Source organism: Methylobacter psychrophilus (assembly GCF_025583945.1).
Classification (GTDB): Bacteria; Pseudomonadota; Gammaproteobacteria; order Methylococcales; family Methylomonadaceae; genus Methylobacter_C; species Methylobacter_C psychrophilus.
Genome location: NZ_JAOEGU010000034.1, coordinates 17,834 through 41,629 on the forward strand (window position 1 = coordinate 17,834; position 23,796 = coordinate 41,629).

Genomic DNA, 23,796 nt, shown 5'->3' on the forward strand with positions numbered 1-23,796 from the left:
CCTGAGTTATTTATCGGCAGCATCATTCCAGATTGGATTATCCCGATCTTCCGGATCCAGTTTGGCTACATCTTCGGGATAAATATGCCAGAATGACTGATCAATCTTGGCATTGCTATAGCCTTCTTTTTTCTCATGGGTGAACGGACACCACCAGTTCTCAACGATTTTGACCAAATAAGCATGCCATTCAAAAAGTGCAACACTGACCGGACAATACCAGGTGCAATTTAATATCCAGTACAACTTTGATTGTGCCAAGCTGAATTTGAATGAACCATCCATGGTAATCTGGTTTTTCAGATTATAGCGATGTGAGCTTCTTTCAGGCAGAAAATCAGCCAGGGTTTTAATATTTTCCCCACCGATCATTCGTAAATGATAGTAAGTCAGATAGGCGCTGAGAAATACAAACGGTAATGTCAGTATCGGCAGATAAACAAGAAACAGGCCTATCGATCTTTGCAGGATAGGGACTTTTTTATGATTTTTACCGATTTCAGCCCGGCCAGAACATGAATCGCATGCTTTCATTTTTTAGGTATCCTTATTGGTTTGGTGGTGTTTGTTCAGTCGATATTATTAATTGGTATTCATTAAGAAGCTGATAAATGCTGAGACAACCGGTGCAGCAAAACCGTAGCAGGCCATTGGTTGTATTTAAGTTAAGGCTTTCAATTACCGCTCGTTGTCCACAAAGAGTACATGATTTTTCATATTCTATAATGGGCATTCAGATGTCTCAATGAATTTATAAGCTGGATGAAACCGAGCAAAAGAAGGTTTTTAAATAATCAGTCTCAGGCGCTGCAGGATCTATTGGGTGATCAGGTCCTTGGCCACCACTGGCAAAAAATACCAGATGTCGATCTATATGTCGTCCTGATCCGCGTAAGATCTCATGCAGATTTTCACGAGTCAGGTGATAAGAGCAAGAGGCTGATACCAGGATACCGTTCTTTGATAAAACCTGAAGGGCAAGATGATTTAATCGGCGATAAGCTTCATAACCTTGTTTAAAATCTTTTTTTCGTTTAACCAATGCCGGTGGATCGAGGACAATAATATCATAAAGTTGGTTTTCCAGACGGGCCTGCTTTAAAAACTCAAAAACATCACTGCGAACAAAATGCATTTTATCATCGACCTGATTAAGTTCGGCATTTTCTTTTGCCAGTGCCAATGCGCCTTCAGAGGCATCAACGCAAGTCACTTCAGAAGCTCCGGCCATGGCAGCAGGAATTCCCCAAGCTCCAGTGTAGGAGAATAAATCCAGTACCCGCTGATTTTTGGCAACCGTTGTCAATAAAGCGCGACTGCTTCGATGATCATAAAACCAACCGGTTTTTTGGCCACCCAAAATATCTACTTTAAATTGTGCGCCATTTTCTTCAATGATTAAGGTATCAGGAAGTTCACCGTAGGCGATTTCAGATTCCAGACTTAAACCTTCGAGTTCTCGTTGGCTGTTGTCATTTTTTAAAATGATGGCAACGGGATTTAATAATTCAACCAGTGCGGCAAGCAATACTTCTTTACGTTGTTCAATGCCGGCAGTCGTTATCTGTACCGATAATACCGCGCCAAAACGATCAATGACCAGGCCGGGCAAGCCATCACTTTCACCAAAAACCAGGCGATAGAAAGGTTTGTCAAAAAGTTTTTCCCGTAACGACAGGGCAGTAGTCAGGCGCTCTTTAAAAAAATTGATGCCACATTTCAGATTGGGTTTTCTTGATAGTAGTCGAGCACAAATCAGGGTTTGTGGATTGATGTAAGCAGTACCCATGATTTTGCCATCATCACTTTTAACCTGTACCAGGTCACCAGCGGAAAACTGTTCGAGTGCCGTTTTTTTTGTGTCAACTTCATTACTAAAAACCCACATATGCCCTTTGCGCAGGCGTTTGTCTTCGTTCTTTTTTAAATAAATTTCAGGTAGTGACATATTGATGTGATGTTTTTAGGGTAAAGGTTGATGTGAGTAAAATATTAGCGCTTGATGCCGTCCAGTCTGATCCAGTCTTCTTGCTGTACCAAAGGCTTAAAGATTATGTAGGGTTGGTAAGCGCTGATGACGGCTTCGGCTTGTTCGTACAAAATCCCCGATAATACCAGTTGGCCACCGGAAACAAGCAAAGCACAAATCTGCTCTGACATATCGATTAAGGGTTTTGCCAGAATATTAGCCAATACAATATCCGCTTGTAAAGGGGTAAATTGTTCAGGTAAATAACAGTTAATTTTATCCTGAACCTTATTTTTTAAGGCATTACTTTGTGTGGCAGTAATGGCCTGTGGATCAATATCTACCGCATGGGCAACTTTGGCATCGAGTAATATCGCGGCAACTGCCAGAATCCCAGAACCACAGCCGTAATCAATGACTGTCTTATCGACCAAGTTATGACTGGCCAGCCATTCCAGACACAGGGCCGTAGTTGGATGCGTGCCGGTGCCAAAGGCAAGGCCGGGGTCCAGTGTCAGACAAACCGTGCCGGGTTCAACTTGTTCCTGATCGGTTGGGCAGACCCAGAGTTTGTCTGCAAACTTCATGGGTTTATAATATTCCATCCAGGCACGTTCCCATTCCTGATCGGCAACGGCTTCATACAGCCAGTTTTGTAAGTTATCTTCTTTAAATTGCTGAAAAACCAACGTTTTTATCAGTTCTGGATCAGCATCCAGTTCATAAAGCGCGATAACTTGCGTGTTACTCCATATCTTGGTTTCGCCGATAGCCGGTTCGTAAACCGGTTCGTCTTCAGCATCCATATACGTGACGGATACGGCACCCAGATTACTGAAAAAATCAGCAAGTTGTGGAGCGATGTTTTCAGTGGTAATAACAGAAATTTGATGCCAGGCCATAATGTAGATGATTTATTTAAAAGGATGATTTATAGGTTGGGTTAGGCGACTAATTTACAACCAAGACGATAGCTGTCACGCTACAAGCAGAATGAATCTTGCGTATTTATTTTTGCTTCAAAAAATAGGTACCGTCAAATTTATAGTTGATAAATTTATCGGTAACTCTTCCTCCGTTATTAAAATTCTGATCCTTGAGGACGACAGGTATTTTGACTGTTTTCGTTTCGTTATCGTAAAGAATAAGTTTTATCGGCCTTTCTTTTCTATCCATAACCGAGCCAAAATCATATTCAAAACCAAGTGAGTTTGTCAGGCCGGATTTTGTTTTGATTAATTTTATCTGGTCGTTCAGCGAATTGCCTTCGATTCCCAATAAATTTATTGACTCATAACAAAGTGCACCAGACAAAACTGAAGTAAAACGAGCCAGATAAATTTTTCCGTTCTTGGTGTCAAGATCAAAAATATCGGAAATGAATGCGCCAGAGTCGCCTTCTTGCAAAGTGTTGCTTTTTGAATAAACTTTGCCGTCCTTATCTTGAAACTGATAAATATTATCAAAAAAGTGCATGCTTCCTCCTATTTCGGTATCCCAGGAATATATGCGCAATTTCCCGTCTTCAGAGGTTGTGAGATGCAAATAACTATTTAATTCGCTGAATGGATAATTTAGCGTTGAATCAATTTTTGTATATCCCAATAGTTTTTTCTTGAAAAGTTCGTTTTCTTTTACAAGCAAATCTTCATTGAAATCACTTTCGTAACTCGACCATTTTTTAATATTTTTGATATGCCCGACAAGCTCTTGTTCAATTTCTGCATTGGTTTGTCCAAATGCAGAAAAAGCTAAAGCCAATAAAAAAAACGTAATAAAACAGGATGATTTGATTGTTTTCATAATTTAAACGTTTGCCAAGCTTGCGTTTAGGCATGTGTACGATTTAACTCGACAAAGCTAATACTTCGATAAGGCTGACACTAACTATATCTATGCTTTAAGTCGAGTAGGGTACGCATTGCGTACCATTTTAAATATCACTTCAATTCCAATAAAGGTACGCGATGCGGACCCTACCTGACTTTGGCTTTTTCTTCGTGTCCTTCGTGCCTTCGTGGTGATATATCCTTAAGTTGTTTCGCCTTAATGAATACCCAGTTTCTTTTCCAGATAATGGATGTTTTGTTCGCCAATAGCAAAAGCGCTATCATTGATAATATCTTGCTGTAGCGGGATATTGGTCTTAATGCCATCTATGATTATTTCGCTTAAGGCTGTATTCATACGGGCAATAGCACTTTTTCGGTCATCGCCGTGAGCAATCAATTTGCCTATCATTGAATCATAATAAGGTGGTACTTTATAACCATTATAAATATGTGTCTCGCAACGAATGCCGGGGCCGCCAGGCATGTGAAACTGGTCAATGGTGCCGGGGCAAGGCATAAAAGTCTTGGGGTCTTCGGCATTTAAACGGCACTCAATGGCATGGCCGGTTATTTTGACTTGATCTTGGGTGATAGAGAGTGGTTCTCCTGCTGCGATGCGCAGTTGCTCTTTAACGATATCAAAGCCTGTTACCATTTCTGTTACGGGATGTTCGACCTGGACGCGAGTGTTCATTTCAATGAAAAAGAATTCACCTTTTTCAAATAAAAATTCAAAAGTACCGGCACCCAGGTAGCCAATATCAATACAGGCTTTTGCACAACGTTCACCGATGGTTTTGCGCTGCAATTCTGTAATGCCCGGTGCGGGCGCTTCTTCAACCACTTTTTGATGGCGACGTTGCATGGAGCAGTCGCGCTCACCCAAATGGATGGCGTGGCCGTAGGCATCGGCCATTACTTGAAACTCAATGTGGCGAGGATCTTCAAGGAATTTTTCCATATAAACCGTCGGATTACCGAAAGCGCTTCCTGCCTCGGCTTTGGTTAGCGTAATGGCATTGATCAGTGCTGATTCTGTATGCACGGTGCGCATACCTCTACCACCGCCTCCGCCAGCCGCTTTGATAATAACCGGATAACCAATTTCGCGGGCTATTCTGAGGTTTTTCTTGTCATCGTCCGATAAGGGGTCGTTATTGCCGGGAACGCAAGGAATTCCAGCTGCCAACATCGCTTTTTTGGCAGAAATCTTGTCCCCCATCATGCGGATGGTTTCTGCATTCGGACCAATAAAAACAAAGCCGCTTTGTTTTACTTTTTCAGAAAAATCAGCATTTTCAGACAGGAAGCCATAACCAGGATGAATAGCTTCTGCATCGGTGACTTCTGCCGCACTGATAATGGCGGGAATATTTAAGTAGCTGTCAGCCGATGCCGCAGGACCAATACATACTGATTCGTCAGCCAGTCGGACATGCTTAAGATCGCGGTCTGCTTCAGAATGGACAGCGACCACTTTAACGCCTAATTCCCGACAGGCGCGTAAAATACGTAATGCGATTTCGCCACGATTAGCGATGACTATTTTGTCAAACATGATTGTCGCCCGTTTTCCGTGTTATTCAATGATGAATAAGGGTTGGCCATATTCGACCGGTTCAGCATTTTCAACCAGAATTTGAGTAACAATACCGCTTTTATCGGCCTCAATCTGATTAAGGATTTTCATTGCTTCGATAATACACAATGTATCTCCGGCCAAAACGGCTTGACCTATCTCTACGAAAACTTTAGTACCGGGTGAGGCTGAACGGTAAAACGTACCTACCATAGGTGACTTGACCACATGGCCGGTTATTTTTTCTTCGGCTGGTGTCGTGGTAACTGCTGCCGCAGCTTGCAGAGCAGGAGCCGGTGCATAAGCTATCTGTGTGGGAGCTGCAGAATAACGGCTAATGCGGATAGACTCTTCGCCCTCTTTGATTTCCAGTTCGGCGATGTCGGATTCTTCGATAATTTCGATGAGTTTTTTTATTTTTCTAATATCCATTGCTTATGGTCTCTCGGTTAATATCTGATGAGCGGCCTGTAGGGCCAGTTCGTATCCTGTGGCTCCTAATCCACAGATAACGCCGATGGCAATATCTGAAAAATAGGAATGTTTTCTAAAAGGCTCACGTGCGTGGACGTTTGATAAATGAACCTCTATAAACGGGATTTTGGTTGCCAGTAGGGCATCTCTTATGGCGACACTGGTATGGGTAAACGCAGCCGGATTAATAATGATAAAATCAACCTCGCTTTCGTAACCTTTATGTATCAACTCAATAATTTCATGTTCTGCATTATTTTGATGAAAATCGAGTTGATGGTTTAACTCAGCGGCTTTTTTTTCAAGTAATTGCCGTATGTCAGTAAGCGTTTTTTTTCCGTAATGCCCTGGCTCGCGAATACCTAATAAATTTAAATTCGGGCCGTTTAAAACAGAAATAGTTGCCATCTATGAATGTTACAGTAAGGTTAACGTTACAATAACCGCTAATTTTACCGTGTTTACCTGTTTTGTCCAGAGTTTATGCTTTTAACAAAAGATAGCTACAGGATGTCAGTTGTTAAGAGTGGGTTCTTAACTTATACGCTATTTTAAAGTTTATTGATCAACTTGAAAATGTTAGCGAATTATGGTTATTAATTTTGTACGAGATACCTAAAAGCACTGGCAATCAGCAAATTGGGCTTTGCGGGGACATGGCAGCATTGAGAGCGCCGGAACTGAAATCAAGCAGGGACGACGATGTTAACAATGCACCAGCAGAATTTAATGTAGCACTACACGGTAAATCTTATCATGGTAAAGTGATAAATACCGGGCCAAAATAAGACCGGATGTTACGGTGTTTTTTATTTTACCGCACTAATGGACCTGACGATTTGGTGAATCCTGATGAAGTTATTACTGTTACCTAATTTAAAAATTGCAACATGAAACCTATTTTTGCAGATGCCGCTGCTATTGAGAATGCGGTCAAGTTATTGCGGCAGGGCCGTCTGGTCGCCTTTCCAACCGAGACGGTTTACGGTTTGGGTGCTGATGCTGCCAATCCTGATGCCGTTCGGCGAATTTTCCAAGCTAAAGGTCGCCCTACCGACCATCCACTGATTGTTCATATTGCCAGTGTTGACAGTCTTACCGATTGGGCGCAGGCAGTACCTGATGCGGCGCTAAAATTGGCGGCTCATTTCTGGCCCGGGCCTCTGGCATTGATATTGAATAAAAAGCCCGATGTTTCCCCGGTGGTTACTGGTGGCCAGAATACCGTTGGCTTGCGTGTGCCTGATCATCCGGTGGCCTTGAGTTTATTACGGGCATTTGGTGGTGGTATTGCCGCTCCGTCAGCTAACCGTTTTTGTCGTATTAGTCCGACGCAAGCTCGGCATGTTGAAGAAGAATTAGGTAGTGCTGTCGATCTTATTCTTGATGGCGGCGCTTGCCAGGTTGGGGTTGAATCAACCATTGTTGATTTGAGTGGAACCCGGCCAAAGCTGTTACGACCAGGCTATATTACCCAGTTCGATATTGAAGCTGTTTTACAAACCGAACTGCTCGTTGTTTCTTCTCAAACGGAGCCAACCAATCCATCAGAACTGCGTGCGCCTGGCATGATGGCTGTTCACTATGCGCCAATAACAGTGGCTATGCTATGTCCTACAGACCGTTTGCCGGAAATAATTCAGACGTTGAATTTTCGGAATAAAAAAGTGGGTATATTGGCGTATAGTTTAAAGCAGGCAGAAAACAGTTTAACCCTTTTGATCCATATGCCGAAGCAAGCAGATGACTATGCACAGGCTTTATACGCTTCATTACGGGATCTGGATAGTTTGCAGTTGGATATTATTCTGGTGGAGCAGCCACCTGAAACAGCAGCATGGCGGGCGATAAATGACCGCCTTGGCAAAGCCACCTCAGCAAGCCAATAAAAAATAATCCTGTGCAGACACTCTCAGCTTTTGTTGGCTGATGTTGCGCAGTGGTTCGTCGTAATCCCGTTGAGCTCGTTGCCAAGTTCCGGCTTGGGAATGCCATTTTCTTTGGTCGGACAAAGAAAAGATGTGTGTAACCCAAACAACAAAACCCGGCGCGATAAGGATACTAAAGCTGACTATCTAATTATCTGCGTAACACCAATTGTTAACTTAAATTACATCGTTAAACGCACGCCAATCCAGCCAGCTCTTGGAGCACCGGATGATACAAAACGGCCATCGTTATAGCCGGGTAATACTTCAGACGCATTTCCATAAACACCAAAAGAATTATAGTGCGTATCAAATACGTTATTAAGCTTGCCAAACACGGCGAAATTTTTGGTTACTTTATATTCTGCGGTACTGTTAAATACCCAGTAACCACTTAATTGAGCGGTATTATTGGCTTCATCACCTCTAAAATACTTATCGCCACTGTATATTCCGTCAAACCCCAATAATACTTTTTTCCATAAATCAACGTTAATAGCCGCTTTATAGATATGTTCAGGAATGCCGGGAATTCTGTCGCCTTTGGTAACTCCGGCAATTTGGTCATGATTTAACGGGTCTTGAGTATCAAAACCATCCATAAATCGGGCGTTTAAATAGGTATAGTTGGTTGTAAAATGCCAGTCATCAATCTGGCTGAATACTTGCGGATAACTGGCTATTGTTCCGGCTTCTATACCATAACGTTGGGTTTTTCCTACATTACTGAAATAGCCTTGATTGGTAAGGCCACCGGAACGGGTAAAAATAATATCGTCATTATTCATGGTGTGGAAATAGCCCAGATTCCATTTAAGATCACCTTTGCCTAACAATTTATTCAAATCCCCTCTAAAGCCACCTTCCCAGGTTTTAGCAACGACCTGTTCCAAGGGTGGATCAGACACAAAAGAATTAGGTAATTTACAAGGTGCATCCGGATTGGCGCAACTTAATTCCATCGGTGACGGTGCCCGCGCTGATTCGCTGTAACTACCGTACACATTCAGATTATCAAGAATTTGGTAGGTTAAGCCTCCGGAAGGATTAAGCCGCTCAAAGGTGTGCGAGCCATCTAAGGTATTTCCAGGGTCGTTTTTATACATGTCGTTCATGTTGACATGAATATAGTTATAACGCCCTGCAACGGTCGCTGTTAAATCCTTGGTAATGGAAAAGCTGTCGGTTAAAAATACGCCCACTGTCGAGGTATCGGTATGCAGGCGTACTTTGGATTCATCGACAAAAATACCACTTTGCGTGGTACCACGGGTATCGGTTAGCGAGCCCAGTTCGGTATCTGAATTAAAATGGGTTTCGGCATAATCATAACTGGTACCGACCGTCAGATTATTTTCATGCTTGAATAAATCTTGGGCAAACGCTGACTGCAAGGTGCCGCCACGACTGCGCATATTAGTTTGACTGGAATTATTGGTGGCACCTTCGACTGCATCGTGGGCCTCGACATCGTGACCATTGGTATCTTCAACTATTTGCTCATTGATGCCCGGGTTTTCACACAGCAATGTCGGGTCAGTTAAACAGGCTTCATAGTCACTGTTATCGCCATTAAATGTGCCAATCCGGTTTTGCCTGAAATAGCCGTTACCACTGACTTCAATAGCATCCGTTACATCATAACTACCTGCTAATTCAGAAAAGAACATACGGGTGATGGTTTGGTCAGGATGGGTAAATACGGCGGCTCTGTTTTGTTCCTGTAACTGGATAGGTGCGGCACCGTTACCCTTCATTTTATTATCATTGCCGCCCAGTGTCAGATCCAGAGAGCCTTTGTCGCCACGCCAGCTCAAGGTGCCGAAGGCTTGATCGGCCTTGGTGGGTGAAAAATCCCGCCAACCTTGCTCAGCAAAATGATGCAGATCGATAAAATAACCCCAGGTGCCGTTATTCCAGCCGCTACTTAGTTCTTGCGATTGTCTGTCCCAAGAACCGCCGTAAGCTTCAAACTCATGCCCTGGAGCTGAAAATCCGGTTTTGGTTTTAATTGATATGGCGCCGCCCAAGGTATTTAAACCATAGACCGGATTAGAGCCCGGAAATAAAGCCATGGTATCAATCGCTCCTTGGGGAATTAAGTCCCAATTAACCGTGTCACCAAATGGTTCATTAAAGCGGACACCGTTAACATAAGTTGATAAGCCTTGCGGCAATCCCAGTAGCGGAGAAGCGACAAAACCACGGTAATAAATGTCCGGCTGCAACGGATTGTTTTGTGCTTCATTAATGCTGACGCTACCTAAATAACGATTGATATACTCTGCCAATGACAGGCTTTGGCTATCTTCCAGTTGCTTTGCAGATACCGTTTGAATATTTGCCGGTATTTTTAAGGCAGCAACGCCGTTATTTTGTAAAGGGGTCACACCGACAATGTCGATGATACCCAAGTCCAACGGTTTATCTTTTTCCTGCACTGCACCTATCGCTGAAAGGCTAACTAGCCCAAGCATCCCACACAACACCTTTTTCATCTTTTATCCAAGACTTTATTATAAATCGCAGCATCATAGCGAAATCATTAATAAACGCCTAGATGCGCACCATGAAAAGGAAATATTCCTAAGCGTACATTTCAATTGTTGTGGTTTTCAAGGGTTTTTGACAGAAATCTGTCCGGACTTATTTATTGACGCTCTGGAGTGTTTTCTTCAAGAATGACCAAAAGAAAATCAGTATTCTTTTTGCGGTTGGTTGTTTGAATTGTGTTGACAGTAATTCGACTAACCTATATACAGAAGTCAACTTTATCAATCTGAATTATCGGCTTCTATTCATGCGTGTACTTTTTCTTAATTTCAGCATTTTTCTGGCATTGTTGTTTGTCCCTGTTAGCGGATATGCAGATGGCAACTTTGGCGAGCTCTCAATTATTGCTACCAGTCTTGGCTTTAAGCAGGCGGATCAGAAAAAACTGTTAGCCGGAAAAATCATAACGGCCGATTTACCTGAAACGACAGATAATATGCTGGCACAATCGTTTGCCATCTATGCGCCAATTTATACCTATAAACTTGCCGATCTGGTGCTGTCTGCCCGGATCTTTGAGGCTGATGCCAATGTGATTGCTTCAGGGCGTATTGATCCGCTTAAGATTGATGCCAGTTTGGCTAAAGCAAAATTTACCTCAGCAGATGCTGCTGAACTTAAGAAACTGAAAAATTTTACCGGAGGCAACACGTTTAATCTGTCCACCAAAGAAATTGCCACGCTGAGAGCATCCGGGCAAACGTCAACCCAGGGAGTATCTAAAGTTTATCGTGACATTTTGGCTGGACGAATAAAAGCCTATCTTAAATCAGGCATTAATGGCGTTGCTGATTATGATAGGGGGAAAGGGGGCAAAGCCAGTGCAAAAAACGATTTAGTCGAAATGACCAAGGCTTCTACGATGCTGGCTAAAGATGTTCCTGGAGTCTATCGAAGTTTTCTGGAGTATCCTAAAAATCAATCATTACATATTGAACATGGTTTTTTTTGGGTTAAGAGAAAAGTTCAAAATCGTCCGACTTTTGTGCTGGAGCATCGTATTTTAGAACAAGATCCTGCCAGTCTGACCATACTAAGGCGCGAGTTTTTTGTGGGACATTCCTATAATGCCGCTCAAGCCGTCTCAGGGGCTTTCACTGTATCCAATAAGGGTACTCTTGTCTTTTCGACTATCCGAAGCTCAAGCGATCAGGTCGCAGGATTTATGAGTAGCACGCGTCATGCTGTAGGCAGGAAAATGATGCGAGATGAAATTGTCACGCGTTTTAAAAATTTGCGTAAACGCTTTGCCAAATGAGTTGCCTTTATGTCATGTTACTCTGCGCCGAAAATAACCTCTGTTGTAACTGAAACTTCTTGTTCGCCTGCTTGTATTGGTGTGGAATTGTCAGTTGAGGTCGCTTTTCTCATAACGCTCATTTCTGCATAAGGCACCGACATTGGTTGCATACTATTGCCTTCGCTGATATGCATGACACGACCTAAAGTAAGCCCTGCCAATTTGGCATATTGTTCGGCTTTGGCATGTGCGTTGGCGTAAGCTTTTTCACGGGCTTGTGCCAGCGCGGCTTCCGGATTATCAATGGCAAAATTTATAGCTTGTAAGCGGACTGCATTACCACCCGCTGTTACCGCAGAATCAATGATGGTACTAACCTTACTGATGTCACGTACGCAGATCGTTACGCGATTGGCGAGTTGATAGCCGTTGATTTTATTGGCAGCATCTTGCTTGTAGATCGGATACAAGGAAACTTGGCGGGTTTGAATATCCTTATCTGCAACGTTTGACTCTTTTATTGCTTTTATAAGTGCTGTCATTGTTGCTCCCGCTTGATCGCGTGCAATCTCGGCGCTTTTTGCCTGTATTTCGATGGCCAAGATTAAGTCAGCTTTGTCTGGTGCAATCAAGACAATACCCATGCCGTTTACCTGAATGGAATGTGGATGGTTATGATCGCTATTTTCAGCGTGTACGGAGGAGATAAGGCCAATAACTATCAACGTGTTGGTCATTAAAGCGACAAGTCGTGAAGGGGTAAAATAGAACATAAATAACCTTTTTGGTTTAAAGCGTTAAGGAATGATTAGTGCTGTTGGCGAAAAGCGATCAACACAATGATCTTAACTCAAAAATGGTTGGTACTATACATTTTACCGTATCAAAACAGGTCTCTGCTGTTCATTGGCTGAGGGATTTACACAGGTGGCTGTGCCTTTTTATGGAGGAATCGTAAGATTGATTCCTCTCATGATTTAACTATAATTTTATTGATTACATTCGTGACTTTAGATGGGTTCTTGTTTTTCAATGCGTTGAGTAGTGAGTTATTCTGCCCCTTATCGTTACTATTGCAAGGGGCTATATGTTGAAGTTAATGTTGTATAAGAGAGAGGAATGTTATGAATAAACCCTATGCTAAAAAGTTTTTAATTACTGCTATTTCGCTATGTTATACGGTATTGCTTCCTGGAGTGGTGCAGGGCGATATTGTGGTTTATCCGGCAAAAGGCCAGAGTAGCGAGCAACTTTCGAAAGATCGTTATGACTGTCACCTGTGGGCAGTTAAACAATCCGGTTTTGATCCGGCTAACGTACAAGCGCCACAACCCAAGCAGAAAGGGGAGGTAATTCGTGGCGGCGCACGTGGAGCTGCGGCAGGGGCGGCAATTGGCGCTATCGCCGGCGATGCGGGTAAGGGGGCGGCCATCGGAGCAACGGCAGGCGGTCTGAAGAGAGGATTTCAAAAAATTGACAGCAAAAAAACCGAACAAAGTCAGGTGGTTGCACCTTCCTCAGCACAAGATGTTTATAACAGGGCTCTTGGTGCTTGCCTGAGCGGACGTGGTTATTCCGTAAATTAAATTATCGTATAGGCTTGGTAATAATTTTTCTTCATTCATTCTTTAATGAGGATGAGCAGGGGAAGATGTCTTATCCAAGTATAGCTATTTAATTACACCTACAGCGATTAAAAAATACCTTAAATCAGTAATTAAATACAGGCATAGCAAAAATGTTAATGATTATGTCATGCCTGTATGTTTTAATTTAAATCAATATTTTAGCTAAATACTATTAAGTACACCTTATTCATGACAGTTATGACCGTAAACAATGTGCCTTGTGAAATTAATGTGAGCCTTGCAGGGCATACGTTGGAAGCTGCTATTGTCGGTGATTGGGTGCTGGAGGCAGAGATTCCTTCGCTTGATGTTGTCTTGGAGCGATTGGGTGATAGATCGAATGTTAAGCGGCTGGTTTTTTCAACTGAAGCTTTGGGGCATTGGGATAGCTTATTAATGACTGAGTTGATTCGTCTGGTTGATTATGGCGTAAAACAGGGTATTGAAGTAGACACCACAACGTTGCCTGAAGGTATTCAAGGATTATTAAGCTTGGTCTATGCCGTGCCTGAAAGGGTTGGTGCGCGGCGTCATGAAACTAAAATGCCATGGTTTGAAGTTATTGGTAACGGTGGAATACGCATTTTTAAAGATAGTCAGGCGCTTGTGGCATTTATCGGCGAGACGGCGCTCAGTGTCTTTGCGTTGACACGTGGCAAGGCACGCTTTCGCTGGGTCGATTTATGGACAAATATTCAGGATTGTGGGCCTTCAGCACTGCCTATTGTTACACTCATTAGCTTGTTGGTGGGGCTGATTCTGGCTTTCGTGGGAGCTGTGCAGTTGGCATTGTTTGGCGCACAAATTTATATTGCCGATCTGGTGGGATTGGGGATGACACGAGAAATGGGTGGTTTGATGGCAGCCATTATCATGTCTGGCAGAACAGGTGCATCTTATGCGGCTCAGTTGGGCACGATGCAGGTTAATAGTGAAATCGATGCGCTTAAAACTATGGGCTTTGATCCGATGGAATTTCTGGTTTTGCCGCGTATTTTGGCACTTGTTTTAATTATGCCATTGCTTTGTCTTTATGCAGATTTGATGGGTATAATTGGCGGTGCGCTGGTGACGGTGAGCTTTTTTGATGTATCGCTGGTGGAATACCTTAATCGTACTGCAAGTGCGGTTCATATAACGGATTTTAGTATTGGTGTTGCAAAATGTGCCGTATTTGGCGTGTTGATTGCGCTTTCTGGTTGTATGCGTGGCATGCAATGCGGACGGAGTGCGTCGGCTGTGGGTGACGCAGCCACTTCTGCCGTGGTGACCGGTATTATTTTTATTGTTATTGCTGACTCCTTGATGACGGTGATGTGCAACCGTCTGGGAATTTAAGTCATGACCACTGTGTGTCTTACCATAAAAAACATGACCATGGCTTATGGTGATTTTGTTATTCAAAAGGATTTGGACTTTACTGTTAATCGTGGCGATATTTTTATCATCATGGGCGGTAGTGGTTGTGGCAAGAGTACTTTATTGATGCATTTGATAGGCTTGCAAAATCCGGCTAAAGGCGATGTGTTTTATGGCGAAGAAAGTCTTTGGCAGGCCGATAACAAGGCTCGGCAACGCATTTTAAAGCGTACCGGTGTATTATTTCAAACGGGCGCACTGTTGAGTTCAATGACGCTGGCCGAGAATATAGCGCTGCCTATTAGCGAGCACACGCTTTTGGGTGCTCAGCGAATACGCGAACTTGTCTCCTATAAACTGGCGCTGGTCGGGTTGGCAGGCTTTGAAGACTATTATCCTTCCGAGATCAGCGGCGGAATGCAAAAGCGTGCGGGATTGGCCCGAGCGATGGCGCTGGATCCTGAAATTCTTTTTGTCGATGAACCCTCAGCGGGACTGGATCCTGTTAGTGCCAAGCTACTGGATGATTTGATTCGTAGTCTGCGCGATAATCTGGAGACCACTGTGGTCATGGTAACCCATGAATTAGCCAGCATTTTCGCGATTGGTACCAACTCGGTCTTTCTTGATCCGGAAACCAAGACCATGATCGCCAGTGGCCCTCCCAAACAACTGCTTGCTGAATCCAGTGATCTTAAAGTCATCCAATTTCTTACTCGTGGAGAAACGGAAAATTGGGCAGCTAATGTAACAAAAAATCAGGAAGCGTGTAGCTTATGAGTAAACCAGTTAATCCTTATACCATCGGTGTTTTTTTGGTGGGGGCGCTTACGTTACTGATAGCTGCTATCCTGATTTTTGGTGGCGGGCAGATGCTTAAGCAAAAAACCCAGTTCGTCATCTATTTTGATGGCGCTTTGAATGGTTTGAATATTGGAGCGCCGGTCAAGTTACAAGGAGTGCAGATTGGCACTGTTAAAGAAATTTCTTTGGAGCTTAATCAAAAAAAATCGCAAATTATCAAGCCTGTAGTGATTGAGATTAGTCCGGAAATGGTGTTGGATTCCAGCGGCTATCCTTTTAGCGCTGCGCCAACATTGGAAGAACGTCAGAAAAATGCCCAGCAATTAATTGATGCCGGACTTAAGGCTCAGTTACAAACGCAAAGTTTGTTGACGGGATTGCTCTACGTAGAGTTCAACTTTTATCGAGGCGAGCCGGGTAAATTAAAGGGACTTAATTATAAAGATATACCGGAATTACCTTCTGTTCCTGCGACAGCGGATCAAATTAAGACGACTGCTGATGAAATGCTGAATAAATTTCGTCAGTTACCTCTGGAAGAAATTGTTAAAGACTTTGCCGCAATTTTAAAAGAGGTTCGTGAAATAGCAACTTCTGACGAACTTAAGAAAAATCGCGCAGCCTTGGCCCAAACGCTGGACGAAACTGAAAAACTCATGACCAACCTGAATCGCAATCTGACACCATTACTTAATAATATGAACGGTACCGTGACTGATACCCGAATGATGGTTCAGGAACTTACCCGCGAAATGCGTCCAGTGCTTAGTGCCAGTGAGAAGACTCTTAATACGGCCAATAATTTGTTACTGGAATCAAATCATGCGTTAGGTTCGGTGGAAGGGCTGACTGCACCGGATGCGCCTTTATGGCAATCGCTTAATGCACTGCGTGATGCTGCCCAATCAACAAAGGATTTGACTGATTACCTTGAGCGTCATCCTGATTCGATTATTTACGGAAAGGAGTAACAGTATTATGAAATTTGGCGTTTATGGTATGGCGAAGTATAGATCTATTTTTGTCTGGGGTATGGCTGTTTCGGCAATTTTATTAAGCGGGTGTGCGCGTGATAGTAAGCCGGTACAGTTTTATATGCTTAGCGCTGATTCTGTTTTGGTTGCTGTGCCTTCGCCGGTTGCCGCAGCTCAAATGCCGGTAGTTGGGCTGGGGCCAATACGGATTCCTGAATATCTAAACCGGCCACAGATGATTGTGGCAATCACTGATAATCAGTATCAAATTTCCGAAGATCATCGCTGGGCAGAGCGTTTGGATCAAAATATCTCTCTCGCGCTATTCAAAGCCTTGCCCCGGCAGTTGGGTACGGATCGGATAATCCGTTATCCCTGGTCACAGCGGCAGGTTGTCGATTATCAAGTAGGTATCGATATACTGGAGTTTAATGTGAACGCCAGTGGACAGAGCCGGTTGGTTGCCCAGTGGTTTATTAAGCATAAAGATAAACCGGCCATCGATAAACGTTCCGAATACGAGTTTCCGGCATCGACCACTGACTACGGGGTGATGGTTAAGATGCAAAGTCAATGTCTTACCAAGCTGGGCGAAGAAATTGCCGTAACTCTACGCCAGCTGATGGCGTCAGAAAGCGCTATTGAGTTAAGTAAAAAGCCGCTGGTCGAGTAAAAGACTTAATGGTAAAAATATTTATTCACCACGAAGGACAAAAAGAAATAAAAATATCAAATCCTTCGATGGCATCACTTTTTGATATTTTAATAAGTTACGTTACGGCCGGTCTCAGCATCGACGTTTTTCCCACCATAACATCCACTGCTTTCAATAGCCTTTTAAAAACAGACTGTTGGAGATAAGTAATATTATGTTTTTTGCACAAAGCCATGACTTGTGGCTGCATTTTTTGATATTGACTTAATGGCATATTCGGCCATAAATGATGTTCGATTTGGTAATTTAACCAGCCATAAAAAAAATCATTCAAATTAGAGCCTGTTGGATAATTCACTGATCCTAAAATCTGCCGAAGATAAAATTCGCCTTTGCTGTTGGCTTTTTCGTCAAACATCATTACATCATCGCCTGCGTGATTTGGAATCATCACCAAAAAACTGTGCATATTGGTGAGGATTTCCGCCAGAATTGAATTAATTAATACACTGATAACAGCAAAACTTCCTAAGGGGGAAAACAGCAAAGGCAGCAATACAAAACGATAGGCTGTGTAAGGTAAAATGCTATGCAGCCATAATCCTCTGCCCTGTTTGGTAAATAAACTCCATGCTCCAAGGCGGGTCATCACCGGTTCAGGTTCGCCCTGCTGCCTGGCAGAATTTAAGCGCAATTCCTTATGGGTTCTGGGTGTGTAATAGACAATTTTCCATATTCCGGAAAAAAGCGCCACAATCACATAGCGTTGCCACATTGGCAGGCTTGATTGCCTGAGCCATTCCATATTGTGTTGCGCATTGTTTGGGTCTTTTTTTTCACCCAATCTGTAATGATGCAGTACGTCATGCTCGTGATGCCAGCCTGCCGGAGTCATCCAATCCGGCCAATCCATAAAACGTCGCCAACCTTGTGCAAATTTCTTGCTGGTGTAATTGCTGTTTACACCTTCAATTTTATCGTATGCTTTATGAGTAACCGGATGTCCTACTTGTGTCCAACGTGTGAAGCTGCCCTGGCTGATTAGCAGTGCGGAAATGGGGTTGGGGAAAATCCAGGCCGTGCCATAGCCGATAATGGAACAAATTTTGCCCCAGCGTTCCATTCTTGTTAAATGCTTAAAATCGTCAATACCAATATTGGCTAAAGCTTGCTGGTGAAGTTCGCGGAGGTCTTTGGCCAATTGTTCGCGATCTACCGATTGATAACTGTCTAAACTCAAAACGTTTTGCCCTTTTTAAATGCAATGATGGGAGGTTGAATCACTTTGCTGTTACAGTGAAATCTGAAGTAATTAAAAAATTACACAGAATAAAGCGTTATTGATTATTTTCCAAATTAAATTAATGCCCCATCGCTCTGTGGTGCTGCTTGTAATTAAGAATGTATCCTGCCAATTTAAATCAGGACGATTTTACCGAAACCATCCCTGTAATGGCATTGCTATCCATACAACTTTTTGCATAATAAAATAACGTGTAGAACAATCGCCAAGCTTGCTTTCCTGTTGGAGAGGGTTGGGGTGACGAGTGCATGGATGCAGGGCAATGCAGGAGCCGTTGCCGAGGAGAATAAACTCAAGCAGTTTAATCTCCGTCAAGGGAGAACTATCGGGGGTTACAGTGGTTTCTACTTGGGCAAATATCTATGCTGCAAAGAATGGTATCTGTGTTTTTAAGTGTCTATTTACGCGATTTATCGATGTAAAATCAGTTCCAGAACCAGTTTGCTACCAAAATAAGCCAAAAGCAGCAATACAAAGCCAATTAAAGTCCATTGTATTGCTGTTTGTCCACGCCATCCGTAACGACTCCTGCCTATTAACAGACCGGTAAATATCACCCATGCCAGCAAGGATAAAACGGTTTTATGTACCAAGTGCTGTGCAAATAAATCTTCTATAAACAAAAAACCACTAATTAATGAAATAGTCAGCAATACAATTCCTGCGCCGAGCATTTGAAATAATAAGGCTTCCATGGTTTGTAGTGGCGGCAATGACTGAATAAAGCATTTCGGTGGATGTCTTTTTAGTTGCTGGTCTTGAATGGCGAGCAAGATGGCCTGTAGGGCAGCGATGTTTAAAAGGCTGAAAGCAATAATTGAGGTCAGAATATGAGCGCTCATTGCCCAGTTGTAGGTGATTAATAGTTGTGTTTTTTCGGTAAAGTTAAGATCTAATGCCAGCATGCAGGCAGCAATCGGAAATATTACGATGCCTAATTTTTCTACAGGTTTATTGAGTGCTGCTATTAATAAAAGCAGGGCAACAATCATGGCAATGAGTGAACCGGTACTAAAAAAACTAAAGTTAAAGCCGCCATTCTTCTGGAAAATAACAGCTTTAAATAAAAATTGTGTAAAAACCGCTGTCCATGCCAGATAAAGGGCTGTGCGCTGCATTTTGCTCTGGTTAAAGTGGCGGACAATAAGCAGGGTACTTGCCAGGTAGGTACCTATTGATAGAGTGGCTAGTGTGGTGGTTATCATTGGTTTATATAAAAGCTGGCAAAATTATCGGGTAAGCTATCTTAACTTAATCGGCAGGGTTTAAATTGTTCAGTTATTGCAACGGGTGCAAAGGTCTTAATGGATATGGTAATATACCAGATTAAATAGTCCTAGCGCATTTGTACTAGCGGGTAGTTTTCTTAGATTAAACAATAAAGACATAGATATGTTTGATAATTTAACCGATCGATTAAGTAGTACTCTTAAAAAACTTAAGGGTCAGGGTCGCCTGACCGAAGATAATATCAAGGAAACACTACGTGAAGTGCGTATGGCTTTGCTTGAAGCTGATGTGTCTCTAGGGGTTGTTACGGACTTTATTGAACGCGTCAAAGAAGGTGCTTTAGGGCAGGACGTGCAGGCAAGTTTGTCACCCGGTCAGGCAATGATCAAGCTGGTTCAGGCTGAGCTTGTCAAGGTCATGGGGGCTGCGAATGAAGGGCTTAACCTCAACGCGGTTCCGCCTGCAGTGATTTTAATGGCAGGTTTGCAGGGCGCAGGTAAAACCACAACCGTTGCTAAGTTGGGCCGTTGGCTGCAAGAAAATCAAAAGAAAAAAGTCGGTGTGGTCAGTGCTGATGTTTATCGTCCTGCGGCTATTAAGCAACTGGAGATGTTGGCAAATGAAGTTGATTTAGTTTTCTTTGACAGTGATTTGTCGCAACAGCCTATTGATATTGCTAAAAATGCAATTGAAGCGGCCAAGAAAAAATTTCTTGATGTCATTATTATCGATACTGCCGGTCGTTTGCATATTGATGATGAAATGATGGGCGAAATTAAAGCCTTGCATGCAGCAATAAATCCTGTCGAAACATTATTTGTTGTTGATAGTATGACGGGGCAAGATGCCGCCATTACCGCAAAAGCTTTTAATGATGCCCTGCCATTAACAGGTGTTATTCTTACTAAAGCCGATGGCGATGCCCGAGGCGGTGCTGCGCTTTCTATTCGGCATGTTACCGGTAAGCCTATCAAGTTTATTGGTGTCGGCGAAAAAACCGATGCCTTGGAACCTTTTCATCCTGACCGTATAGCCTCCCGTATTTTGGGTATGGGCGATATGCTGAGTCTGATTGAAGAGATTGAGCAAAAGGTTGATAAGGAAAAAGCTGAAAAATTTGCCCGCAAAATGCAGAAAGGCAAGGGCTTTGATCTGGAAGATTTTCGTGAACAGTTACAGCAAATGCAAAGTATGGGTGGTGTCAGCTCTTTGCTGGATAAATTGCCCGGCATGAGTAGTGTTCCTCAGGAAATGAAAGATAAGATTAATGATAAGGAGTTATCTCGCCAGATCGCTGTTATTGGTTCCATGACCATGCAGGAAAGACGTTATCCTGATTTGATAAAAGGTAACCGAAAAAAACGTATTGCAGCAGGTTGTGGTCAGCAGTTGCAGGATGTTAATCGTATTCTAAAGCAATTTCTGATGATGCAGAAAATGATGAAGAAGTTTAAATCAGGCAATATGGCTAATATGATACGTGGCATAAAAAGCAATGTACGAGGCATGAGGAAGTAGTTTTTTTTGTTGCTTTACCAAGTGGTTACGCGAAAAAAACAGATTAAGTGTTGATTCTTTCCAATTTATTCTTCACTTATAGTAAAATTCGCGTAAAATAGGCAGATTAAATTTTGACTAAACGTTTTTGAGGAAATTAGATGGTAACCATTCGTCTTTCAAGAGGCGGCGCTAAAAATCGCCCTTTTTATCATGTTGTTGTAACCGATAGCAGAAGCGGCCGCGATGGTCGTTATATAGAGCGTGTTGGCTTTTTTAACCCGTTAGCTCGTGGTAATGAAGAAAGATTGCGTTTGGATAGCGATCGTGTTGACTATTGGAAAGCCAATGGTGCCCAACCTTCAGAACGTGTTGCAAAATTGATTAAAGACGCACTTAAAGTCGCTGCATAATCTGTTGTCTAAGCAGCAGGAAATAAACGTTGGGAAAATTTCCGGCGTTTTTGGCATAAAGGGATGGGTTAAGGTATTTTCTTTTACTGAGTGTAAAGAAAATATTTTAAATTACTCGCCCTGGTTGTTGAAAAAAAGTGGCGAAACTAAATCAGTTAATGTTGTTGACGGCAAGTTACAGGGCAAGGTGGTAGTTGCTCAGCTTGACGGTATTACTGATAGGGATGAGGCCGCAAGTCTTATGGGTTGGGATATTTTTATAACCCCAGACCAATTACCAAAAGTAGCAAAAGACGAATATTACTGGTCTGATCTGATTGGTTTGGCTGTTGAAACCAATCTGGGAATTCAGTTAGGCGTTGTTGAAAGTATGTTGGAAACCGGTGCCAATGATGTTGTTATTGTTAAAGGAGAGCGGGAGCGGGTCATTCCGTTTTTACAGGGACAAACAATAATTGCTATTGATCTGGATGCCGGCAGGATGATTGTAGATTGGGATCCTGACTTTTAATTATCATCATGCATTTTGATGTTGTAACATTATTTCCTGAAATGATAGCCGCAGCTGCAAGTTATGGCGTAACAGGCAGGGCAATAGAGCGAAAAATAGTCAGTTTGTCAGTATGGAATCCACGAGACTATACGCACGACAAGCACAGAACAGTGGATGATCGTCCCTACGGTGGTGGCCCTGGAATGGTAATGAAATGCCAGCCCTTGCACGATGCAGTCAAAAGCGCAAAGCAGGCTGGTAGTGAAGCTGCAAAAGTAGTTTATTTGAGCCCGCAGGGTAAGCCGATTACCCAGGCTTTATTGTCAGAAGCTTGCGATATTTCGCAATTGATTTTGGTTGCAGGGCGCTATGAAGGTGTAGATGAGCGTTTTGTCGAGCTGGATTGTGATGATGAATGGTCTATCGGTGATTATGTTATTAGTGGTGGTGAGCTTGGTGCATTAATTGTCATTGATGCCATAACTCGTTTATTACCAGGTGTACTTGGTCATGAGGAATCTGCCAAGCAGGATTCTCATATGAATGGCTTGTTGGATTATCCGCATTTTACCCGGCCTGAGCAACTTCCTGAATGTTCAGTGCCAGATGTTCTATTAAGCGGTAATCATGCTGATATAGAGCGCTGGCGCATGCAGCAGGCGTTGGGTAGAACATGGCAAAGACGACCGGATTTGTTAAAAAACATGAATTTAAGTGCAGAGCAGAAATATCTCCTGCAACAATTTAAAAGTGAAGTTGAATAGGGTGTGGTAATGAGCAATATTATTGATGAATTGGAAAAAGAACAGCTAAGACAGATTCCTGAATTTAATCCAGGTGACACGGTTGTTGTTCAGGTTAAAGTAAAAGAAGGCGAGCGTGAAAGAATTCAGGCTTTTGAAGGTATTGTAATTGCAAAGCGTAATCGCGGATTAAATTCTGCTTTTACCGTTAGAAAAATTTCTCACGGTACCGGCGTTGAGCGTGTTTTTCAAACCCATAGTCCTATTATCAGTGAAATTGCTGTTAAGCGTCGCGGCGATGTCCGTCGTGCTAAATTGTATTATTTGCGTGATCTGACAGGTAGAGCGGCTCGTATTAAAGAAAAGCTGTAAGTAGCTTTTGTTTTTACACCGTTGAAAAAGGCAGCTTATAGCTGCCTTTTTTTATGTTTAAATTTAAGGGTTTTCATTTTTTAACATAAGGTTATTTGTATTTAAATCTTTGTTATGAAGCGTGATTCTTAAATAAAATATGGGGGGAGTCTTACTTTACAATCGCCGATTACCTTGTGAAAATGTCTGCATGTTAACGTCAATCACGCTTCATTTATCCAGCTCAGAAAGATCGCGGGTATTAAGTGAAGCTTTTAGTGTAGTCATACAGGCGAGCATTACTGATCAACTTACTGTAGTCATAGTCGTGATTTTCCAGGGGTGTACTGCGACTAAAAATATTCACTGATTAGTAAGGAGTCTCAACCAGTGTCTATAGGGGTATCAATAACCGTACGGGTAGTCACTTGTGGTTGTCCTGAAGGCATGTACAATAAATATCTTCCTCCTTACCTGTCGAATGGCAAGAGCCATATTTGATTCCGGCATTTCCCTTCATGTTGATGCCCATTTCACGCCAAGTCTTGATTTGGTAAATCCAGATACCATACTATATTTCCTTGGCAATTTTTGGTGGCTCCGTGTTCATATTTGAATAAATTTCACCATCCCTTAGCAATACAGTAAGCACGTAGCGCCACCATCTTAAAACATTTTAAATGCACTGGTATCCTTCAGTTTTTTTCTGAGGATATCTCATGGCATTAACTGAACAGCAACTAAAACATATAAAAACATGGCAAGCGTGTG

Annotated in this window: 23 protein-coding genes; 12 read left to right on the forward strand and 11 right to left on the reverse strand. The window is 42.7% G+C overall.

Annotated features, from left to right (window positions below; all coding sequences use genetic code 11):
* Positions 1-6 precede the first annotated feature (6 nt).
* The 7 genes from N7974_RS14415 to aroQ form a co-directional block, all read right to left on the reverse strand.
* Positions 7-534 carry a hypothetical protein gene (locus N7974_RS14415; RefSeq protein ID WP_262966295.1) on the reverse strand — a complete coding sequence of 176 codons (528 nt, stop codon included), beginning with the start codon at positions 532-534 and terminating at the stop codon, positions 7-9.
* Between the two features lie 217 nt (positions 535-751).
* On the reverse strand, positions 752-1,948 hold the full coding sequence (locus N7974_RS14420) for a class I SAM-dependent rRNA methyltransferase (RefSeq protein ID WP_262966296.1): 1,197 nt from the start codon (positions 1,946-1,948) through the stop codon (positions 752-754).
* 44 nt (positions 1,949-1,992) lie between these two features.
* Positions 1,993-2,871, reverse strand: a complete 879-nt coding sequence (prmA, locus tag N7974_RS14425) for a 50S ribosomal protein L11 methyltransferase (protein ID WP_262966297.1) — start codon at positions 2,869-2,871, stop codon at positions 1,993-1,995.
* 106 nt (positions 2,872-2,977) lie between these two features.
* Complete coding sequence (locus N7974_RS14430) at positions 2,978-3,772, reverse strand: hypothetical protein (RefSeq protein WP_262966298.1); 795 nt, start codon at positions 3,770-3,772, stop codon at positions 2,978-2,980.
* Positions 3,773-4,015: 243 nt separating this feature from the next.
* A complete protein-coding gene (gene accC, locus N7974_RS14435) occupies positions 4,016-5,359 on the reverse strand; it encodes an acetyl-CoA carboxylase biotin carboxylase subunit (RefSeq protein WP_262966299.1) in 1,344 nt (447 codons plus the stop codon).
* Between the two features lie 21 nt (positions 5,360-5,380).
* Complete coding sequence (accB, locus tag N7974_RS14440; protein WP_262966300.1) at positions 5,381-5,812, reverse strand: acetyl-CoA carboxylase biotin carboxyl carrier protein; 432 nt, start codon at positions 5,810-5,812, stop codon at positions 5,381-5,383.
* Positions 5,813-5,815: 3 nt separating this feature from the next.
* On the reverse strand, positions 5,816-6,262 hold the full coding sequence (gene aroQ / locus N7974_RS14445) for a type II 3-dehydroquinate dehydratase (protein ID WP_262966301.1): 447 nt from the start codon (positions 6,260-6,262) through the stop codon (positions 5,816-5,818).
* A 482-nt stretch (positions 6,263-6,744) separates the two neighbouring features.
* Between aroQ and N7974_RS14450 the strand changes: the two genes are divergently transcribed.
* Positions 6,745-7,743 (forward strand): L-threonylcarbamoyladenylate synthase, encoded by a 999-nt coding sequence (locus tag N7974_RS14450; RefSeq protein ID WP_262966302.1) that lies wholly within the window; start codon positions 6,745-6,747, stop codon positions 7,741-7,743.
* Between the two features lie 221 nt (positions 7,744-7,964).
* On the opposite strand, the gene N7974_RS14455 is transcribed toward N7974_RS14450, so the two are convergent.
* Entirely contained in the window at positions 7,965-10,280 is a 2,316-nt protein-coding gene (locus N7974_RS14455; protein WP_394813122.1) for a TonB-dependent receptor, read from the reverse strand.
* 302 nt (positions 10,281-10,582) lie between these two features.
* Here N7974_RS14455 and N7974_RS14460 point away from each other — a divergent pair, with 302 nt between their 5' ends.
* The gene (locus tag N7974_RS14460) at positions 10,583-11,593 is read left to right on the forward strand and encodes a hypothetical protein (protein ID WP_262966304.1); all 1,011 of its coding nucleotides are present in this window, start codon (positions 10,583-10,585) and stop codon (positions 11,591-11,593) included.
* 17 nt (positions 11,594-11,610) lie between these two features.
* On the opposite strand, the gene N7974_RS14465 is transcribed toward N7974_RS14460, so the two are convergent.
* Positions 11,611-12,348 carry an SIMPL domain-containing protein gene (locus N7974_RS14465; RefSeq protein WP_262966305.1) on the reverse strand — a complete coding sequence of 246 codons (738 nt, stop codon included), beginning with the start codon at positions 12,346-12,348 and terminating at the stop codon, positions 11,611-11,613.
* 351 nt (positions 12,349-12,699) lie between these two features.
* Between N7974_RS14465 and N7974_RS14470 the strand changes: the two genes are divergently transcribed.
* The 5 genes from N7974_RS14470 (at position 12,700) to N7974_RS14490 (ending at position 17,013) form a co-directional block, all read left to right on the forward strand.
* A complete protein-coding gene (locus tag N7974_RS14470) occupies positions 12,700-13,161 on the forward strand; it encodes a glycine zipper family protein (RefSeq protein ID WP_262966306.1) in 462 nt (153 codons plus the stop codon).
* A 240-nt stretch (positions 13,162-13,401) separates the two neighbouring features.
* A complete protein-coding gene (locus N7974_RS14475) occupies positions 13,402-14,541 on the forward strand; it encodes an MlaE family ABC transporter permease (RefSeq protein ID WP_262966307.1) in 1,140 nt (379 codons plus the stop codon).
* A 3-nt stretch (positions 14,542-14,544) separates the two neighbouring features.
* Positions 14,545-15,342, forward strand: coding sequence for an ABC transporter ATP-binding protein (locus N7974_RS14480; protein ID WP_262966308.1), 798 nt, complete (start codon positions 14,545-14,547; stop codon positions 15,340-15,342).
* The gene (locus tag N7974_RS14485) at positions 15,339-16,337 is read left to right on the forward strand and encodes an MlaD family protein (protein ID WP_262966309.1); all 999 of its coding nucleotides are present in this window, start codon (positions 15,339-15,341) and stop codon (positions 16,335-16,337) included. The genes N7974_RS14480 and N7974_RS14485 overlap by 4 nt, the downstream gene beginning before the upstream one ends.
* A gap of 7 nt (positions 16,338-16,344) precedes the next feature.
* Positions 16,345-17,013 carry a PqiC family protein gene (locus N7974_RS14490; RefSeq protein WP_262966310.1) on the forward strand — a complete coding sequence of 223 codons (669 nt, stop codon included), beginning with the start codon at positions 16,345-16,347 and terminating at the stop codon, positions 17,011-17,013.
* A gap of 97 nt (positions 17,014-17,110) precedes the next feature.
* Here the strand turns inward: N7974_RS14490 and N7974_RS14495 are convergent, their stop codons facing one another.
* Positions 17,111-18,235, reverse strand: coding sequence for a fatty acid desaturase family protein (locus tag N7974_RS14495; protein WP_262966311.1), 1,125 nt, complete (start codon positions 18,233-18,235; stop codon positions 17,111-17,113).
* Positions 18,236-18,708: 473 nt separating this feature from the next.
* Positions 18,709-19,503, reverse strand: a complete 795-nt coding sequence (locus N7974_RS14500) for a cytochrome C assembly family protein (RefSeq protein WP_262966312.1) — start codon at positions 19,501-19,503, stop codon at positions 18,709-18,711.
* A gap of 187 nt (positions 19,504-19,690) precedes the next feature.
* On the opposite strand from N7974_RS14500, the gene ffh reads away from it, so the two are divergent.
* The 5 genes from ffh (at position 19,691) to rplS (ending at position 23,046) form a co-directional block, all read left to right on the forward strand.
* Positions 19,691-21,046 (forward strand): signal recognition particle protein, encoded by a 1,356-nt coding sequence (gene ffh / locus N7974_RS14505; protein WP_262966313.1) that lies wholly within the window; start codon positions 19,691-19,693, stop codon positions 21,044-21,046.
* Positions 21,047-21,186: 140 nt separating this feature from the next.
* Positions 21,187-21,438, forward strand: coding sequence for a 30S ribosomal protein S16 (gene rpsP, locus N7974_RS14510; protein WP_262966314.1), 252 nt, complete (start codon positions 21,187-21,189; stop codon positions 21,436-21,438).
* 4 nt (positions 21,439-21,442) lie between these two features.
* A complete protein-coding gene (gene rimM / locus N7974_RS14515) occupies positions 21,443-21,949 on the forward strand; it encodes a ribosome maturation factor RimM (protein WP_262966315.1) in 507 nt (168 codons plus the stop codon).
* Between the two features lie 8 nt (positions 21,950-21,957).
* Entirely contained in the window at positions 21,958-22,695 is a 738-nt protein-coding gene (gene trmD, locus N7974_RS14520; protein WP_262966316.1) for a tRNA (guanosine(37)-N1)-methyltransferase TrmD, read from the forward strand.
* A 9-nt stretch (positions 22,696-22,704) separates the two neighbouring features.
* The gene (gene rplS / locus N7974_RS14525; RefSeq protein WP_243219660.1) at positions 22,705-23,046 is read left to right on the forward strand and encodes a 50S ribosomal protein L19; all 342 of its coding nucleotides are present in this window, start codon (positions 22,705-22,707) and stop codon (positions 23,044-23,046) included.
* Positions 23,047-23,796: the final 750 nt, after the last annotated feature.

Bases quoted from the DNA above. Each gene is read 5' to 3' on its own strand.
- N7974_RS14415 (WP_262966295.1), bottom strand. From the start codon at position 534: ATGAAAGCATGCGATTCATGTTCTGGCCGGGCTGAAATCGGTAAAAAT.
- N7974_RS14420 (WP_262966296.1), bottom strand. From the start codon at position 1,948: ATGTCACTACCTGAAATTTATTTAAAAAAGAACGAAGACAAACGCCTG.
- prmA (WP_262966297.1), bottom strand. From the start codon at position 2,871: ATGGCCTGGCATCAAATTTCTGTTATTACCACTGAAAACATCGCTCCA.
- N7974_RS14430 (WP_262966298.1), bottom strand. From the start codon at position 3,772: ATGAAAACAATCAAATCATCCTGTTTTATTACGTTTTTTTTATTGGCT.
- accC (WP_262966299.1), bottom strand. From the start codon at position 5,359: ATGTTTGACAAAATAGTCATCGCTAATCGTGGCGAAATCGCATTACGT.
- accB (WP_262966300.1), bottom strand. From the start codon at position 5,812: ATGGATATTAGAAAAATAAAAAAACTCATCGAAATTATCGAAGAATCC.
- aroQ (WP_262966301.1), bottom strand. From the start codon at position 6,262: ATGGCAACTATTTCTGTTTTAAACGGCCCGAATTTAAATTTATTAGGT.
- N7974_RS14450 (WP_262966302.1), top strand. From the start codon at position 6,745: ATGAAACCTATTTTTGCAGATGCCGCTGCTATTGAGAATGCGGTCAAG.
- N7974_RS14455 (WP_394813122.1), bottom strand. From the start codon at position 10,280: ATGAAAAAGGTGTTGTGTGGGATGCTTGGGCTAGTTAGCCTTTCAGCG.
- N7974_RS14460 (WP_262966304.1), top strand. From the start codon at position 10,583: ATGCGTGTACTTTTTCTTAATTTCAGCATTTTTCTGGCATTGTTGTTT.
- N7974_RS14465 (WP_262966305.1), bottom strand. From the start codon at position 12,348: ATGTTCTATTTTACCCCTTCACGACTTGTCGCTTTAATGACCAACACG.
- N7974_RS14470 (WP_262966306.1), top strand. From the start codon at position 12,700: ATGAATAAACCCTATGCTAAAAAGTTTTTAATTACTGCTATTTCGCTA.
- N7974_RS14475 (WP_262966307.1), top strand. From the start codon at position 13,402: ATGACCGTAAACAATGTGCCTTGTGAAATTAATGTGAGCCTTGCAGGG.
- N7974_RS14480 (WP_262966308.1), top strand. From the start codon at position 14,545: ATGACCACTGTGTGTCTTACCATAAAAAACATGACCATGGCTTATGGT.
- N7974_RS14485 (WP_262966309.1), top strand. From the start codon at position 15,339: ATGAGTAAACCAGTTAATCCTTATACCATCGGTGTTTTTTTGGTGGGG.
- N7974_RS14490 (WP_262966310.1), top strand. From the start codon at position 16,345: ATGAAATTTGGCGTTTATGGTATGGCGAAGTATAGATCTATTTTTGTC.
- N7974_RS14500 (WP_262966312.1), bottom strand. From the start codon at position 19,503: ATGATAACCACCACACTAGCCACTCTATCAATAGGTACCTACCTGGCA.
- ffh (WP_262966313.1), top strand. From the start codon at position 19,691: ATGTTTGATAATTTAACCGATCGATTAAGTAGTACTCTTAAAAAACTT.
- rpsP (WP_262966314.1), top strand. From the start codon at position 21,187: ATGGTAACCATTCGTCTTTCAAGAGGCGGCGCTAAAAATCGCCCTTTT.
- trmD (WP_262966316.1), top strand. From the start codon at position 21,958: ATGCATTTTGATGTTGTAACATTATTTCCTGAAATGATAGCCGCAGCT.
- rplS (WP_243219660.1), top strand. From the start codon at position 22,705: ATGAGCAATATTATTGATGAATTGGAAAAAGAACAGCTAAGACAGATT.